Raw genomic sequence first — 16,444 nt, 5'->3', positions numbered from 1 at the left:
GGGCAAGGGCGTCCTGCACGAGCACGTGCTCGCGCTGGACCTGGTGGATCGTGGGGGGAACTGCCGCGTGGATCGAGCTAGGCGGTTGGCGCCTGCGTCGAGGTGCGGACGAGGTGCCGCAGCGTAGGTTTGTCGATCTTGCCGACCGGGTTCTTCGGCAGTTCATCGACGATGTGGATGCGCTCGGGCACTTTGACCTTGGTGAGGTGGCGCCGGCAATGCTCGAGGAGGTCGTCCTCGGTGAGCCGGGCATCGGGATAGAGGCTGACGTAGGCGACGGGCACCTCGCCGTAGGTGTCGTCGGCACGGGCGACGACGGCGGCTTCGAGGACGTCGTCGAGTCGGCTGAGGACGGCCTCGATCTCCTTGGGGTAGATGTTCTCGCCGCCGCGGATGATCATGTCCTTGATCCGGTCGACGATGGTGAGGTAACCGTCGTCGTCGAGTCGTCCCACGTCGCCGGTGTGCAGCCACCCGTCTCGCAGGGTCTCGGCGGTGGCCTCGGGACGGTTGAGATATCCCCGCATGACGTTGGGACCGGCGATGACGACTTCCCCGGTCGATCCCGGTGGCAGCAGCGTGCCGTCGCTGCCCATGATCGCGATCGTCTGACCCGGCAGTGCGGGCCCGACGGTGCCGAGTTTGCGGGGTCCGTCGACGGGGTTGCACGCCGAAGCACACGTGCCCTCGGTGAGCCCGTACCCCTCGATGATGCTGAACCCGTAGCGCTGCTGTGATCGCTCGAGCAGCTCCTTGGCGACGGGAGCGGCGCCGCAGATGACGAAGCGCAGGGACGAGGTGTCGGGTCGGACATCCTCGGGCAGTGACGCCAGCACTGCGTAGATCGTCGGGACGGCCGAGAAGTAGGTGGGGCGTAGCCGTTCCACCTGCTCGAAGAACCTGCTGGCCGAGAACTGACCGACGATGCTGAGTTGACCGCCCGAACGCATCGGGGCCAGGACGCTCACCATGATCGCGTTCACGTGGAACAGCGGGAGGACGAGCAGACAGTGGTCCTGTTCGGTCAGGCCGAGGTGCCGGGCCATCATGTCCGACATGGCTTCGGCGTTGCCGTGGTCGAGCATCACGCCCTTGGGTTGGCCGGTGGAGCCGCTGGTGTAGATCAGCAGTGCGAGGGAGTCGCTGGTCAGCGGCTGCGGAACAGTCGGCTCTCGACGGCACGAGGTGCGCATGTCCTCGACGTAGATCGTCGGGCGATCCCCGATCGAGGCGACCGGACGCGCGGTGACGACGAGCTTCGCCGCCGAATCCCGGATCTGGTAGTCGGCCTCATGGTCGGTGAAGGTGGGGTTCACCGGGGTGGCGACCGCGCCGAGGCGCCAGGCCGCGAACATGGCGACGAGAAGCTCGACCCGATTGGGCAGCATGATCGCCAGAACGTCCTCGGCGCCGAGCCCGTGCTCGCTGAGCTGCTCGGCGAAGGCCGCGGTCCAGTCGTCGAACTCGGCATAGGTGAGTTCGACGCGGTCGTCGCGGAGGCCGATCTCGTTCCGTCGGTTGCGGAGTTCCGTGGAGCCGCCCCAAGGCAGATATCCCAGCTGCATATGTCCCTCACCGTCTCGATGTGGCGTACGCCACTTTCGGGCTGTGATCTAGAACACTAGGTAGGGTGGCTGCCCTTGCCTACATCGTGCGTGGACGAAGAATCGGGTGCGCTTTGTCGATTGAGCACAGAGTCGAGGGCAGGCGCGGGGTGGCGGTCTCCGCTGCCTCGCGTGCGGCGATCGAGGGCGCATCCGCGGCGCTTATCGCATGACAGTCCGCGCCGGACGGGCGCGGACTGCGTCCTTGCCTGGCTGCTGCAACACCCGGCAACTCTGGTGTGAGGCGCGTCACTGGCGCTTGTCTGGGCGCCACTAGCTCGCCCTTCGGCGCGAGCTCCTGAGCCGAAAGCACGTGAACATGAACCCCGACCCCCGCCCCCGTCCCTGGTGGACCTTCGGCCTGCTCAATCTGCTGGTCGTCGTCCTCGCGTCCGTGGCGGGTTGGTATCTCCTTGCCGACCCGCAGACCAGCCCGTTGAACGTCTATCCGCTGCCCTTCAACGCCGTACTTTTCTGGGCGCTCATGTTCGTGGTCTGGAGCGGTTTCAACCTGGAGTTCTCCGGCTTCGTCCGACTGCCGCAACCACTGCGGGGCATGACGATCGCCGCGAGCGCACTGGGCTTCGGGGTGCTCGTCACGTGGCTGCTGGCGGCAGGGCTCGGGCACCTGGATCCGGACTTCGCGGCGTCTCGCGACGACGGAAGCGGCTACTTCGTCGGCGCCCTCTTCGTCCTCTTCGGCTTCTCGACCTATGTCATGAGCGCGGTCAATTGGGGCCACTGGCCGTGGCCAGATCTCGGGTTGCGCCAGCCGCTGGTCGGATGGTGCGAGATCGCCTTCCTCATGCTCCCGACCGTGGCCCTGTACGTGAGTCTCGGTCTGCCCACCTTGTCGCTGGCGGTGGCACCGGACGGCGCCCTCATGGACCTCGACACCCTGCTCGGGTGGTACTACGCGCTGGTCGTGTCGATCATTCTCACCGGATCGCTCTGGGACAACTGGCCATGGCGGCTGGCGGGCAGTCGCGGACGCGTGGCGCTGGCCTCCCTGGCCGGGAACATCGTGCTGGGAACCCTGCTCTTCTGGCTGATGCGTGCCGTGAGCAAGGTGTTGCTCGGTCCGGACAACGTCAGCGCGCTCGGCGGGGCGATCCAGCAGTTTCCCGCTCAACTGGGCGTGTGCTGGGTGGTGTGGATGATCATCTGGAGCAACGCCTTCGGCAACAAGCCGACGCGACTCCCCGAGCCGGCGAACCTCGCCCTCCGGACGCTCGTGACCTTCGGACTCGGTGCCGCCACCTTCGTCGCCTACTACTTCGTCCTGGCGTCGGCCGTGTTGCACGAGCCCGTGGTCGTCGGCGACATCGCGGGCAATGCGCTCGGCTTCATGAACTGGATGGCGCTCGTCGCCCTGTTGTACGTCGCGGGATTCGGCTCGTTCGGTCTCCGCGCCCCCGACACTCCGCCTCCGTCCGACATCGACGAGACGGAGCCCCTTACAGCCTCGGCTCACCACTAGGAGAAATCACATGAAAGCAGCACAGTTCTATGGGCGCGGCGACATCCGGATCGAGGAGATCCCCGAGCCCGCGACTCGACCCGGCACCGTCAAGGTGGAGGTCGAATGGTGTGGGATCTGCGGAACGGACCTGCACGAGTACCTCGAAGGGCCGATCTTCGCCCCACCCTCCGACGCGCCCCATCCGCTTACCGGAGAGACCGTCCCCATCACGCTCGGGCACGAATTCGCCGGGGTCGTGGCCGAACTCGGTGACGGAGTCACGGACCTGCGCGTGGGCGATCGGGTCGTCGTCGAGCCGTACATCGTCTGCGGCCGTTGTGATGCGTGCGTCCAGGGCCGCTACAACGTCTGCGCGACGCTCGGCTTCGTCGGGCTCTCGGGGTGGGGAGGCGGCTTCAGCAAGTACGTCGTCGCGGAACGGCGGTGGATTCATCCGCTCGGAGAGCTCGGTACCGATGTCGGCGCCCTCGTCGAGCCTCTTGCCGTCGCCTACCATGCGGTTCGCTTGGCCGGAGCCCGGTCGGGACAGTCCGCCGTGGTGTTCGGCTCGGGGCCCATCGGTCTCGTCACCACCTCGGTCCTGCGCGCCGTGGGCGTTGAGCAGGTGGTAGTCGTGGAGCCGGCGGAGGTGCGCAAGAAGAAGGCGCTCGCCGCGGGCGCCGACGTCGTGATCGATCCGACGACCGACGATATCCTCGAGCAGCTGATGGACCTCACCAGCGGGCGGGGGGCCGACATCAGCTTCGAGTGCGCAGGTGTGGACTCCGTGCTGAAGTCGGCGATCCAGGGCACCCGCGTGGGAGGCACGTGCGTCAACGTGGCGATCTGGGGACACGAGGCCTCCGTGGCCATGAACGACCTCGTGTTCCGCGAGGTCAACGTCCTCGGCAGCCTGGCCTACGCCAACGACCACCCCGACACCATCAAGCTCATCGCCGACGGCAAGGTCGACCCGTTCCAGTTCATCACGGGCCGGATCGGCGTCGATGAGATCGTCACGCGAGGCTTCGACGAGCTCATCAACAACAAGGAGGAGAACGTCAAGATCCTGGTGCGCCCCTGACGTGAATCCGCCCTGGCTCGCCGAGCATCTCAGCTTCACCGAGGTGCTCGGCGAGCCTCGTCCGTTGCCGGTGCGGCGAGGAGTTCAGCCCTCCTGCACGGTCAGATTGACGTCATCGGCGATGCGGTAGGGCTTCGTCGCGACGAGCGCACCCAGGTGGCGGCGCATGCGGGAGATCTCCGCGCGGACGGTCACGAGATGCTCGTCGTCGCCGAAGAGCGCGGTACTCAACTGGCTCGCGCTGAGCCCGTCCGCCCCGGCAGCATGCAGAAGGCGAAGCAGTTCCGCATGTCGTTGAGTCAGCGGCATTCGCCAGGTGTCCTCCGCGGAAGTGACCTCCAAGGTCGCCGCTCCCTGAAGCTTGAGAACAGCGGTGATGCAACGCGCGCCGGTCGCCGGTCGGACCAGCCAGCCTTCGCGGAGTCGTTCGGGCAGGCAGATTCCCATGCCGGGAATCGTCAGGGTCGTGTCGGGCCGCGGCACGGCGATCCGGTCGCGCGCGGGCACTCCGGCGTGCAGCGCTACCCAGCCGTGGTCGTCGACGACGAGGAGTGGGCCCTTGACCGCCGCGACGAGGTGCTCTGCTGACTTCCTGAGCTTCGCGAGACGGTCCTCATGACATCGCCACAGCTGCGACTCGGCCAGTCGGACCGCTGTCTCGACGAGCGCGCTGATGGTCGGGTGCAGCGAGAGCGCGGGGCCACTCACGTCGATGACGCCGAGCATGTCGCCGGTTCGTGGATCGTGGATCGGATGCGCGGTGCAGTACCACGCATGCTGGGCCTGCTCGAAGTGCTCCGCCGAGAACAGTTCCACGGGTGCTGCCTCCACCAGGGCGGTGCCGATGGCATTGGTCCCCACTTGCCTCTCGGTCCAGTCCGCGCCCTCGGTGAACCCGAGCGCATCGGCGTGCGCCCTCACCGCGGCCGATCCGGCGCGCCACAGCACGATGCCGTCCGCGTCCGTCACGACCATGAGCATGCGCGAGGCGTCGGCGACGCGCGAGACGACGCCGATGAGGTCGCTGATCACCAAGCGCAGGGGAGAGGCCTCGCGTCGGCGGAGTACCTCCTCGATGCCGAGCGGCTCGCGATAGTTCTGGCGTGACGCGTCGAGTCCTGCCCTGAGGACTCGTTGCCACGAGCGCGCGACGACAGCTCGCGGCCGCTCGGCCGGACGCGCTCCGCTGACGACGGAGTCATGAATCTGGGTGAGTTGCCGGGCGTAGCGCGACAGGTTCGTGCCGGGCAGCACGGCCTTGAAATCGGTCACCGGACTGGACACCTCCTTCGGATCAGAATAGGCGGGCCGCTGTGACGGGCGCCACAGCGTGAGGGATGCAACAACGTGCAACAACGCGCCGGCCCGGGGAAGCCCCGGGCCGGCGCGGTGCACGGCCACCTGCGAGGGGAGTCAGCCGTTCGCGGCCTCGACGGCGGACGTGATGGCCGTGACCACAGCGGACGGCTGTTCCATGTGGGCCATGTGTCCCACACCCGGCAAGGTGGTGACCACCGAGCGGTCGTCCAGCCCCTGCGCGTTGGACGCAGCGATCACCGCATCGGCATCGCCCCACACGACCTGCACGGGAACGTCGATCCCGGCAAGCAGCGGCGCGACGTCGATGCCCGGGGCGTCCCCGTCCAGAAGGGTGCCGAGGATCGCGTTCAGTGCCTCGTCCACCCCGTCCAGACGCTTGAACTTCATCAGGTCGTCAGCGAGCTGACGGGTGGCCAGCGAAGGGTCGCCGTAGAGGTCGCCGAGATGGGGCTGCAACTGCCGGCGTGACTGGGCCCCGGCGAACCCGCGCAGGTAGGTCGCATTGATCGCCGGGCCGTAGCCAGCGGGCGCGATGAGCGTCAGCGAGGCGACCCGCTCGGGCGCCGCCGCCGCGGCTGCGGTGACGACAGCACCGCCGAGCGAGTGTCCGACGAGGTGCGCCCGTTCGATGCCCTGCTCGGCCAGGTAGCCGGTCACGGCCTCGACGAGGACGTCGAGTGACCCGTCGCCGACGTCCTTCGAGGACTCGCCGTGACCGGGAAGGTCGATGGCGTCGACGACGTACGCCGCGGACAGGGGCTCCTGGACGAACAGCCAGGAGTTCTTGTCGCCACCGTAGCCGTGGACCAGGACGATGTCCTCTCCCTCGGTTCCGAGCCGGGCAAAGGCGATCTCGCGTCCCTTGACGGCGACCTTGCCGACCTCGGGTCCGGCGACGTCCTCGACGCTGCCGGAATCGAGCTCCTCGCGAGCGATCCGGGCGGCCTTCTCGATCTCCTCCTCGGAGACCTCGGCCGGAGCGAGCAGACCGATGGTGGCACCGACCGGGATCGATTCGTCGATCTGCGCGATCTGGCGGCGCAGGATGCCGCCGCCGGGCGACTCCAGAGCACCGGCGATCTTGTCGGTGTCGATCTCCAGCAGGTCATCGCCGGGGGAGACCTCGTCGCCTTCGTCGACCAGCCACTCGGTCACCCGCCCGGTCGTCATCGAGAGGCCCCACTTGGGCATGACCACCTTGATGATGTCTGACATGATCACCGCTTCCAATCTGCGACGGTCTTGACCGCGTTCACGACGTCCTGAGCGCTCGGGACGTACAGGTCCTCGAGCACGTCAGAGAACGGAACCGGAGTGTGTGGCGGTGTCACGACCTGAATCGGCCCCCGCAGCGCGCCGAACGACTGCTCGGCGACGATCGCGGAGATGTCGCGCCCGACGCTGCACCGCGGACTCGACTCGTCGACCACGACCAGTCGACCGGTCCGCTCGACGCTCTCGAGGATCGTCTCCGTGTCGAGCGGGCTCGTCGTGCGCGGGTCGACGATCTCCGCCTCGATGCCGTTCGCGGCCAGCTCCTTGGCCGCCTCCTCCGCGACGCTAACCATGCGGCCGAGCGCCACGATCGTGACGTCGTCGCCGTCGCGGACCACATTGGCCTCGCCGAAGGGGATCGCGTACGCGCCCTCCGGGACGTCACCCTGCACGTCGTACATGGCCTTGTGCTCGCAGAAGATGACGGGGTCGTTGTCACGGATCGCCTGGATGAGCAGACCCTTGGCCTCGTACGGGCTGGACGGCACGACGACCTTGAGGCCGGGGATGTGCGTGAAGAGCGGGTAGAGCACCTGGGAGTGCTGCGCCGCGGCCCGCAGGCCGGCGCCGTACATGGTCCGGATGACGACGGGGGTGACCGCCTTGCCGCCGAACATGTAGCGGAACTTCGCCGCCTGGTTGAAGATCTGGTCGAAGCAGACGCCCATGAAGTCGATGAACATGAGTTCGGCGACGGGGCGAAGACCGGCGGTCGCGGCGCCGACGGCCGCGCCGACGAACGCCGACTCCGAGATAGGGGTGTCGAGTACGCGGCCGGGGAACTTCCCGTAGAGGCCCTTGGTCACGCCGAGGACGCCGCCCCAGGCGTCCTCCTCTCCGGGGCTGCCCGCGCTCGCGCCGCCGGCGTTGTCCTCGCCCATGACGATGACGGTCTCGTCGCGCTCCATCTCGAGGGTGAGCGCCTCGTTGATGGCGTCGCGATAGCTGATCATTCGAGCCATGACTGTTCCTCCTGGTCAGTAAGTGATGTAGACGTCGGTGAGCAGATCGTCCGCCGTCGGCACGGGCGCGGCCTTCGCCTCCGTGACGGACTCCTCGATGAGCTGCAGCACCTCGGCGTCGATCGCGTCGAGCTCCGCCGCGGTCAGTTCGCCGGTCTCGATGACCCGGGCGCGGAAGCGCTTGAGGCAGTCGAGCTCCTCGCGAGCATGCGCGACCTCGTCGGCACGGTAGGTCTGCTGGTCGCCCTCGAAGTGGCCGTAGTAGCGCGTGAACTTGACCTCGATGAGGGTCGGTCCGCCGCCGGCACGAGCCCGTGCGATGGCCTCGCCGGCCGCCTCGTGCACCGCGAAGAAGTCGAAGCCGTCGACGATGACCCCGGGCATGCCGAAGCCCGCAGCACGGTCGGCGATGTTGTCCGCGGCCACGGACCAGTTGCTCGAGGTGCTCTCCGCGTACCCGTTGTTCTCAGCGACGAAGATGGCCGGCAGGTTCCACACGGCAGCGAGGTTCATGGCCTCGAGCGTCGTGCCCTGGTTGCTGGCGCCGTCGCCGAAGAACGCGACGCTCACCCCTCCGGTGCCCTGGATCTTGGCAGCCAGCGCGGTACCGCAGATCAGCGGCGGGCCGCCACCGACGATGCCGTTGGCGCCCAGCATGCCCTTGGAGAGGTCGGCGATGTGCATCGAGCCGCCCTTGCCCCGACACGTGCCGGTCGCCTTGCCGTAGATCTCGGCCATCATGCCCTTGACCTCGACTCCCTTGGCGATGCAGTGGCCGTGACCGCGGTGGGTCGAGGCGATGGAGTCGCGTCCGTCGAGGTTGGTGCACACGCCCGTGGCCGATGCCTCCTCGCCGGCGTACAGGTGGACGAATCCCGGGATGTCACCGGTAGCGAACTCCGTGTGCAGCCTCTCCTCGAATTCGCGGATGGTCCGCATCATGCGATAGGCGTCGCGCAGGCCGTCTGCGTCCAGACCTTGCTCTGTACGGACAGTTGCCCTGTCGGTCATGGGTGTGCTCCTTCTCTCGTACCGGATGGGGTGGGAATGCGCCGCGAGGGCCGAGCTAGCAGCTGTAGCCGTGCAGCCTCTGCCATGACCCTCGGAACGTCGACGGCTCGAGGGCCGGTTGCCCTCAGCGTCACCGTCGCTTCGTCGCCTGCCCGTAGTTCGACCTCACGCTCGCCGTCGACGGCGATGACGCCGCCTTCCGTGACGCCGATCGTGGTGCCGGGTGTCATCTCCTGCCAGGACTCGACACCGACCGGGACCACGAGACCGGGGGCGATCGGCGCGTGGACGACGTGGGGGGCTCGGTCGCTCGGGGCCAGGTGGAGCACCACTCCGTGCGCGTCGCTGCGCGGCGACGGGCACAGCAGGCCGGCGATGCTGGAGAGACCGATCGCGTCCGGGTCGGCGAAGGTGCAGAACAACGTCTTGAGCCCTGCCGGGTCCCACAGCGCGCGCGACCCGATGTGGCGGGAGCTCGCGACGCAGACGTCGACGAGGGCGAGCTCGGCGCGGGTCGAGGTGCGCACCTCGAGTGCCGTGTCCTGGCGGAGCGCGATCTCCGCGGGAACGGCTTGAGTGGCAACGAGACCGGCGGCGAGGCCGGCGACGGTCGCTTCGCGCATGACGGGATAGGCGTTGTTGGTCCCCGTGCTCAGTGCGAGGAGTGGCACGGTCCCGCATGCGTCCGCCGCGAGTCTCGCGGTGCCGTCGCCGCCCAGGCAGACGATCACGTCGGCTCCGGCCGCGACCATGCGCCGTACGGCGTTGGTGGTGTCCTCGCCGCGACCGGTGATCGGGTCGTCGTCGATGAACTCGACGGCGGGCCAGGCGGGATCCACTCCCTCGCGCCGACCGTTCATCGCTCGGACGATTCCCGAGGAGATCCCGCCCAAGTCGGTGGAGAGCAGGGCCCGCTCGACGCCGACGGAGGCGAAGGCGGTCAGCATCCGCAGCACCATGTTCGCCTTCTCCGCCGTGGGAAAGACGGACGCGCGCGCCACCAGGCGGCGGATGTCGCGCCCAGAGGCCGGGTTGGCGATGACGCCAACGGTTGCCGGTGCTGTGGTTTCGGTCACAGCGGTAGCAGACCGCTCAGACCGGGTGTCTGAACAGGGTTGCTCACGGTTGCATCGGCACTGGCGCAGCCCTTGCTCGCAACCGCCTGCAACCCTGTGCCGGCCGACGTCTTTCGGTCCAGCATCGATGCCGAACGGGCCCGTGCGAGGCCCCGACGCGAAGGGACCCACGATGCCTGTACGGGTTGCCACCACGGCATGGCAGGGCGGCCTCCACGATGGCGCCGGCACCACCTCGGCGAGTAGTTCGGGCGTCGGGAGTTTCCCTGTCAGCTTCCCCCGGCGAGCGGCGGACAGCGCCGAAGGCGTGACCAGCCCCGAGGAGCTGATCGCCATGGCGCACAGCGCGTGCCTGGCGATGCAGCTGTCGGCTCTCATCAGCGAGCACGGGGCCACCTCCGTTCAGCTGGATGTCACGGCCGAGGTGGCCCTCGGTCCGGACCCTGCCGGCGGATTCAGGCTCATGGGGATCGATCTCGCGGTCACCGGTTCCGCCGCAGGCCTGGACGCGGGAGCGTTCGCCGAACTGACTGAGACCGCCAAGCGGATCTGCCCGGTCAGCAAGGCTCTGACCGGCGTTGAGATCTCGTTGGCCACGACGTTCGTCCCAGCATGACGACCCCGGTGCGCGCCGACGGCAGGCGGCTGCTGCGGATCGAAGCGCGCAACGCCGAGGTCCCGAGCGAGGCCAAGCCGCCCTGGATCCGGACACGTGTGCGTCAAGGTCCGTCCTACCTCGATCTGCAGGAGACGGTGGCCTCGCAGGGTCTGCATACGGTGTGTCAGGAGGCCGGTTGTCCGAATATCTTCGAGTGTTGGGAGGATCGTGAGGCCACGTTCCTGATCGGTGGGGAGCAGTGCACGCGTCGGTGTGATTTCTGTCAGATCGATACCGGTAAGCCGGCCGCGTTGGACCGTGACGAGCCGCGGCGGGTGGCCGAGAGTGTGCAGAAGATGCAGCTGCGGTACGCCACCATCACCGGTGTCGCCCGTGACGATCTTCCCGACGGCGGCGCCTGGCTGTATGCCGAGACGGTCCGTAAGATCCACGAGCTCAACCCGGGCACGGGCGTGGAGAACCTGATCCCGGACTTCAACGGCAACCCCGACCTGCTGACCGAGGTGTTCGAGTCACGCCCGGAGGTGCTGGCGCACAACGTGGAGACCGTCCCGCGGATCTTCAAACGCATCCGTCCCGCGTTCCGCTACGAGCGGTCCCTCGACGTCATCACCCAAGCCCGTGCGTTCGGGCTGGTGACCAAGTCCAACCTCATCCTCGGCATGGGTGAGACCCGCGAGGAGGTCTCCGAGGCGTTGCGGGACCTGCACGAGGCCGGTTGTGATCTCATCACCATCACCCAGTACCTGCGCCCCTCGGTGCGTCACCACCCGGTCGAACGCTGGGTCAAGCCCGAAGAATTCATCGATCTGGCCGCCGAGGCCGAACAGATCGGCTTCGCCGGCGTCATGTCCGGCCCCCTCGTCCGCTCCTCCTACCGCGCCGGACGCCTCTACCAACAGGCCATGGCGCGCCGTACCCGAGAGGAAATCGCATGACTGATGACGTCGACATCGTGGTGCTCGGCGGAGGAAGTGCGGGTTATGCCTGCGCTCTCCGCGCCAGCCAGCTCGGCCTCTCCGTGGTCCTGATCGACCGTGACCGATTGGGCGGAACCTGCCTGCACCGCGGTTGCATCCCGACCAAGGCGCTGCTGCACGTGGCCGAGCTCGCCGATCATGCCCGTGAGGCACCTGACCTCGGCGTGATGATGGAAGTGCGGGACATCGATCTGGATCGCGTCCATGACTACAAGGACGCCGTGGTCGAACGACTGGCCCGTGGGCTCGAGGCGCTCGTGGCGAGCCGTGGGATCGAGGTCGTCGCCGGTGTGGGCCGTCTGGTCGGACCCGGGGAGATCGAGGTCGACGGCCGCCGCATCACGGGGCGGCACGTCGTTCTGGCCACCGGCGGTCGTCCCAAGCAGGTGCGCGGAATCGACATCGACGGCCAACACGTGCTGACCTCGGACGACGCGCTGGAGCTCGACCGGATTCCCGAATCCGTGATCGTTCTCGGCGGCGGCGTCATCGGGTGTGAATTCGCGTCGCTGTGGCGGTCACTCGGCGCTGAGGTGACGATCGTCGAGGCGCAGGCCCACCTCCTGCCAACCGAGGACGCGACAGCATCGAAGCACCTCGAACGCGCCTTCCGCCGCCGTGGCATCACGTTCAAGCTCTCGTCGCTGGTCGACAAGGTGGAGCGGACAGCAGACGGCGTCCGAGTCGTACTCGCCTCCGGGACGGAGCTCGACGCCACTGCGCTCTTGGTCGCCGTGGGACGTGAGGCGGTCGTCGACGGCTACGCGGACGTGGGGGTGACGGTCAAGGACGGTCTCGTCGTCACTGACAAGCGCCTTCGCACGTCGCTCCCCGACGTCTTCGCGATCGGCGACCTCGTGGCTGGGCCGCAGTTGGCGCATCGGGGCTACGCCCACGGCATCTTCGTCGCCGAGGAGATCGCCGGGCTCGCCCCGACCCCTGTGCGGGACGAAGGCGTCCCGCGGGTGACGTTCACCCAGCCCGAAGTGGCTGCGGTGGGGCTGACGGAGGCCGCGGCCCGAGCCGCGTACGGTGACGACGTCGAATGCGTGAGCTATGACCTGAGCGGAAACGGCCGCAGCCTGATCCTCGGGTCCGGGGGTGTGGTCAAGCTCGTGCGCCGCCGCGGCGGCCCGGTCGTCGGCGTGCACGTCGTCGCGGCACGGGCCGGGGAGATGATCGGTGAGGCGCAGCTGATCACCAACCTCGAGCTGTCTCCCGACGAGGTGGCCCGACTCGTGCATGCGCACCCGACGCAGCACGAGTCATTGGGCGAGGCCCATCAGGCCCTCGTCGGGCGCGCACTCCACGGTCACTGACGTCAGGAGTGCTCGATGAGCCAGCGAACGATGTCCTCGGTGACCTCGTCGCGGTTGGTCTCGTTCACGATCTCGTGGCGTGCCTCCGGGTACAAGCGCACCTCGACATCCGTGAGGCCGGCCGCGCGGTAACGATCCGCGAGATTCTCCACGAGTTGACCGCCGCCGGCGAGCGGGTCGGCGGTCCCCGATGCCAGCAGGATCGGCAGGTCGTGGCGAATCGTGGCCAGGTTCGCGGGATCGGCGAGCTCGTCGGCGCCGGCGAACAGCGTCGCCACGGTCTCCGCAGGCAGATCGAAACCGCACAGGGGATCGGCGACGTACTTGTCGACCTCGTCGGTGTCACGGGACAGCCACTCGTATCCGGTCCGGTGCTCGAACTGCGCATTGAACGCACTCAGGTCGCCGATCGGTCGGTCGCCCATCGACGCCACGATGGCGTCGAGCACTGAGGTGCCGGAGAGGACGACGCCGTCGTAGAGATCGGAACGCTCGAGCAGGAGGTGCTGCGTCGCGAACGAGCCCATCGAGTGCGCGAAGAGGAACAGGGGCACCCGCGGGTAGGAGCTTTTGAGCTCCTCGCCGAGCTGGACCATATCTGCTTGCAATCCCGGGAACCCTGGAGCGCCGAAATCGCCGCCGACCGTATGAATGGACTGTCCGTGACCGCGGTGATCGGACGCAACGACGTGAAAGCCGGCGTCGTTCAGCGCCCGCGCGAACCGGTCGTAACGGCCGGCATGTTCGGCCAACCCGTGGGCGATCTGGACGACACCGCGTGCCATCGTGTCGTCGGGTAGCAGCCACGAGTATGTGGCGATGGCGATGCCGTCCTGGTCTGATGCGTACGATCCGCTGATGTAGGACACGCCGTTCTCCTTGTCGTTGTTCGCCGGCAGCTGCGGAGGTCTTAGCGTCTCATGGCTTCTCGTGTACCTCATGCCGCCGCGGTGCAGTGCTGAGCCGGGGGTGAACGCGGCCATCGCTCAGGACGTCGACACCCGGGAGGCGCGGTGTCAGGAGTGTCGGTGGTGAGACGGGTTGCTCACTCGCACCGTCACCCCGGCCGTCCCGGTCACACTGCACTACGCGTTGGCCGATCTCGGGCTGTCGCTCCATCAGACGACACGCCAGCTCAGAGGCTGGGCACACGACCACAGGGATGCCGTTCAGGCCGACCACGGCTTGGGCTCGTGCAGAATGGGGGCGTGACGATCGGTGGACTGGACGAGCCGTGGAACGTCGCCCGGTCCTTGGATGACTTGGCCGCAGCGACGATCGATTTTCTCGAGGGTCGTCTTCAGGAGACGCCGCTCCATGGCGGGCTTCCGAACCCGGAGAGCTTGCCTCTCATTCCCACGCTGGTGGCGATGAACCGTGCCGGGTTTGTCACCACCGATTCCCAGCCGGGTTCGATCAACGAGCCGACGCGTCGCGTTCAGCGTGCTTATGTTGAAGGCATCTGTCACGAAGCAACCGCGGCGAGGATCGAGCGGGGTCTGCTGACCGAAGATCTGGTGATGGTCTCGTTTGCGCCAGGTAGCGATGTCGACAGCAGTATCGTGGTGACGGTCAGTCACGGCTCTCCGTGCACCTTTCTCGGCCGCTGGTCGGTTGAGGAGTTGGATCATTTCCGCAATGGCCTCGCTTCACTTGATGCTGACCTGGACGCCGCTTGGGCGATCCAGATATTCGACCCGCAGTGGGCGCGCAACGATCGCCTCTGGACCGCCGTCCTTCGTGCTCTCACAACGGACTGATCACCTTCGAGGACATGCCCGCCCGGCTGGTGCCTCACCGCGCCGTGAGCGCTCGTTGCGATGCCATTCGCTTCCACCGGTGCCGCAAGATCCCGAGTCCGTACGCCGTCGCGCCGGAAGCGGACAAGACCGCGATGACGGCGACAAGAGGCTCGATCTGGCCGTCCCGCGCGAGAAGGACGTGGCTCGGCCCTTGGAGTGCGGCGACGCAGGTACCCGTCCAGATGACCAGCCAGGCGATGTGAGGATGCCGTCGGGCCGCCGCTGTCGCCTGGAGAATCAACGCGGCCGCGCTCAGCGCCCCGTTGACGACCAGAACGGTTCGTTGGGCGGGGGAGTCCATGCCCTGCGGTCCGGTGGAGCCGGGACCGGACAGGCCCCAGAAGAGCATGGCGGCGCTGAACGGCACGAGGCCGATCACGCCCACGACGGTGGTCCACGGGCTTGGAGTCGGCACGTCGGCGGTCAGCTCAGGCCAGCGTTGCACCACGTACACCGCTGACAGGACCGCGAGGGCCACGGCGAAGACGCCGAAGCCGCCGTACACGACGCTGAAGACCCACGGAGCCAGTCCCGGTTGGACCTCCGGTCGCGAGGCGCCGGGACCGCTGAGGAGCTGAACCACCATCCCGATGGGCAGGCCGAGGAGGAAGGGCGCGAGAAGCCCCGTGGCTCCCGCAGCCAGCACGAGCACAACTGCGCCCGGCACCCGCTGCCCCCAAGGACGGGTCAACGCGGTCACGAACACGATGGCCACGAGTAGCAGCAGAACGGTCGTGACGTTTGCGGCGACAACACGCGTACTGGACATCTCGAAGGCTGCCGCCGCACTGGTGATCCCGACAGTGGAACCGCTCAGCCACAGCACCTTCAGGACGACATAGGGCACGGCTGCGATGCAGGCGGTGATGAGCGCACCTCGCTGGAGCAGCGCGACTGGACGTGACACTTCGGACATGGCGTTCCCCCGACGGAAGTTGGTGACGGTCTTACCACTGTCGGTGGAGGGGACACGCTGCGTCATCGGGGGACCACCCTGATTCTTCAACCCTTTGTGCCCTGCCCTTGTTTTGCTGGCGAGAAGGCCTTGGAACCGCGCGGCTCCCGCAGATTCATCCGTGGTTCGCGCCCGTTCATCGCTGGCTCGGATGGTTCCGTGGTGCTTGCGTCGGATTCGGCCGACTGGGCCGATTTTTCATGTACCAGTGGAGCCAGGAGGCTGCGCCGAGGTGACGTCACCGCGGCGCCGGCGTTCGCGTCCGGTCAGCCAGAAAAAGATCGGCGGCAGAACGAGTTCGAGGGCGCTGAGCGGGTTCGGGAACCAGTGCGGCCACCCTGCGGTCAGGATGGACAGAAGGCGACCGATGCCACCGACCAGGAAGATGCCAGCGAGCCAGTTCACCGCCGTGAGGGGGATAGTGGCCTCTCGCGCGACCCAGATCCATGCCAGGGCGTACCCGATGAAGATGGCGTTGTAGAAGCGTTCGCGACTGTCTTCGGTCGCCCGCCCAACCCCGGTGAGCTCCCCGGTTCCGGGCACGGAGGCGAGGCCGCCAACCAGGTGATAGAACCCGATCGCGACCATGGCGACGCCCATCACCCACAGCAAAACTCGCAGGAGTGTGCCCTGTTCCTGTCCGCTCACCGAAACTCCCACGGTTGTGGACAGATGTCTCCGCGGAAGCAACCCGCCGTCGTATCCCGGCTCCCGAGCGGCGCCGGCTGATTCTCGAGACTGGTTCCTAGCTGTTCGGATCCAAGTCCCACGACGCGGTGCACACGGACGAGGTTGCTGCGGGCAGAACGAGTTCGAGGGCGCTGGGGTACCGTCTTTTCTCGAGCGAGCGGGACCTCTTTACCGCGGTTATCAAGCAGCCGCGGAGCGCCTCGTCGAACTGAACCGTCCCGGCAAGTCCGGAGGCTCTTTTCGTTGGCTCAGCCGGTCGGCGTGAGCTCGTTCCTTGCAGCGTAA

Annotated in this window: 16 protein-coding genes; 7 read left to right on the top strand and 9 right to left on the bottom strand. The window is 67.5% G+C overall.

Annotation, left to right across the window (positions count from 1 at the left end):
- Positions 1-77: 77 nt before the first annotated feature.
- Positions 78-1,565 (bottom strand): class I adenylate-forming enzyme family protein, encoded by a 1,488-nt coding sequence (locus tag EHW97_RS12035; RefSeq protein WP_124237422.1) that lies wholly within the window; start codon positions 1,563-1,565, stop codon positions 78-80.
- A 358-nt stretch (positions 1,566-1,923) separates the two neighbouring features.
- On the opposite strand from EHW97_RS12035, the gene EHW97_RS12030 reads away from it, so the two are divergent.
- Positions 1,924-3,084, top strand: coding sequence for a hypothetical protein (locus EHW97_RS12030; protein WP_208002020.1), 1,161 nt, complete (start codon positions 1,924-1,926; stop codon positions 3,082-3,084).
- Positions 3,085-3,094: 10 nt separating this feature from the next.
- Positions 3,095-4,150, top strand: a complete 1,056-nt coding sequence (locus EHW97_RS12025) for a 2,3-butanediol dehydrogenase (RefSeq protein WP_124237421.1) — start codon at positions 3,095-3,097, stop codon at positions 4,148-4,150.
- Between the two features lie 84 nt (positions 4,151-4,234).
- Here EHW97_RS12025 and EHW97_RS12020 read toward each other — a convergent pair whose 3' ends face one another.
- The 5 genes from EHW97_RS12020 to EHW97_RS12000 all read right to left on the bottom strand — a co-directional run bounded on the left by EHW97_RS12020 (position 4,235) and on the right by EHW97_RS12000 (position 9,794).
- On the bottom strand, positions 4,235-5,422 hold the full coding sequence (locus tag EHW97_RS12020) for a GAF domain-containing protein (protein WP_124237420.1): 1,188 nt from the start codon (positions 5,420-5,422) through the stop codon (positions 4,235-4,237).
- Between the two features lie 141 nt (positions 5,423-5,563).
- Positions 5,564-6,685 carry an acetoin dehydrogenase dihydrolipoyllysine-residue acetyltransferase subunit gene (locus EHW97_RS12015; protein ID WP_124237419.1) on the bottom strand — a complete coding sequence of 374 codons (1,122 nt, stop codon included), beginning with the start codon at positions 6,683-6,685 and terminating at the stop codon, positions 5,564-5,566.
- 2 nt (positions 6,686-6,687) lie between these two features.
- On the bottom strand, positions 6,688-7,707 hold the full coding sequence (locus tag EHW97_RS12010) for an alpha-ketoacid dehydrogenase subunit beta (RefSeq protein ID WP_124237418.1): 1,020 nt from the start codon (positions 7,705-7,707) through the stop codon (positions 6,688-6,690).
- Positions 7,708-7,722: 15 nt separating this feature from the next.
- The gene (locus tag EHW97_RS12005; RefSeq protein ID WP_124237417.1) at positions 7,723-8,718 is read right to left on the bottom strand and encodes a thiamine pyrophosphate-dependent dehydrogenase E1 component subunit alpha; all 996 of its coding nucleotides are present in this window, start codon (positions 8,716-8,718) and stop codon (positions 7,723-7,725) included.
- A complete protein-coding gene (locus EHW97_RS12000; protein ID WP_124237416.1) occupies positions 8,715-9,794 on the bottom strand; it encodes an ATP-NAD kinase family protein in 1,080 nt (359 codons plus the stop codon). Before EHW97_RS12000 ends, EHW97_RS12005 begins: the two co-directional genes overlap by 4 nt.
- Before the next feature lie 172 nt (positions 9,795-9,966).
- On the opposite strand from EHW97_RS12000, the gene EHW97_RS11995 reads away from it, so the two are divergent.
- From EHW97_RS11995 to lpdA, 3 genes are read left to right on the top strand one after another with little or no spacing between them, the layout of a single operon-like run.
- Positions 9,967-10,410: an OsmC family peroxiredoxin gene (locus EHW97_RS11995; RefSeq protein ID WP_124237415.1), complete on the top strand. Its 444-nt coding sequence runs from the start codon at positions 9,967-9,969 to the stop codon at positions 10,408-10,410.
- Positions 10,407-11,351: a lipoyl synthase gene (gene lipA, locus EHW97_RS11990; RefSeq protein WP_124237414.1), complete on the top strand. Its 945-nt coding sequence runs from the start codon at positions 10,407-10,409 to the stop codon at positions 11,349-11,351. Before EHW97_RS11995 ends, lipA begins: the two co-directional genes overlap by 4 nt.
- Positions 11,348-12,712 carry a dihydrolipoyl dehydrogenase gene (lpdA, locus tag EHW97_RS11985; RefSeq protein WP_124237413.1) on the top strand — a complete coding sequence of 455 codons (1,365 nt, stop codon included), beginning with the start codon at positions 11,348-11,350 and terminating at the stop codon, positions 12,710-12,712. Before lipA ends, lpdA begins: the two co-directional genes overlap by 4 nt.
- Positions 12,713-12,714: 2 nt before the next feature.
- Here lpdA and EHW97_RS11980 read toward each other — a convergent pair whose 3' ends face one another.
- Complete coding sequence (locus EHW97_RS11980) at positions 12,715-13,581, bottom strand: alpha/beta fold hydrolase (RefSeq protein ID WP_243696426.1); 867 nt, start codon at positions 13,579-13,581, stop codon at positions 12,715-12,717.
- A 172-nt stretch (positions 13,582-13,753) separates the two neighbouring features.
- Between EHW97_RS11980 and EHW97_RS15900 the strand changes: the two genes are divergently transcribed.
- The gene (locus tag EHW97_RS15900; RefSeq protein ID WP_341770292.1) at positions 13,754-13,924 is read left to right on the top strand and encodes a hypothetical protein; all 171 of its coding nucleotides are present in this window, start codon (positions 13,754-13,756) and stop codon (positions 13,922-13,924) included.
- Entirely contained in the window at positions 13,921-14,472 is a 552-nt protein-coding gene (locus EHW97_RS11970) for a DUF6919 domain-containing protein (protein WP_124237411.1), read from the top strand. Before EHW97_RS15900 ends, EHW97_RS11970 begins: the two co-directional genes overlap by 4 nt.
- 34 nt (positions 14,473-14,506) lie before the next feature.
- Here EHW97_RS11970 and EHW97_RS11965 read toward each other — a convergent pair whose 3' ends face one another.
- Complete coding sequence (locus EHW97_RS11965) at positions 14,507-15,496, bottom strand: hypothetical protein (RefSeq protein WP_124237410.1); 990 nt, start codon at positions 15,494-15,496, stop codon at positions 14,507-14,509.
- A gap of 171 nt (positions 15,497-15,667) precedes the next feature.
- The gene (locus tag EHW97_RS11960; RefSeq protein ID WP_208002019.1) at positions 15,668-16,117 is read right to left on the bottom strand and encodes a DUF4345 domain-containing protein; all 450 of its coding nucleotides are present in this window, start codon (positions 16,115-16,117) and stop codon (positions 15,668-15,670) included.
- Positions 16,118-16,444: the final 327 nt, after the last annotated feature.

Source organism: Aeromicrobium camelliae (assembly GCF_003850045.1).
Classification (GTDB): domain Bacteria; phylum Actinomycetota; class Actinomycetes; order Propionibacteriales; family Nocardioidaceae; genus Aeromicrobium; species Aeromicrobium camelliae.
Note: the sequence above shows the minus strand (reverse complement) of the source record. Positions and strands in the feature narration are given on the sequence as shown.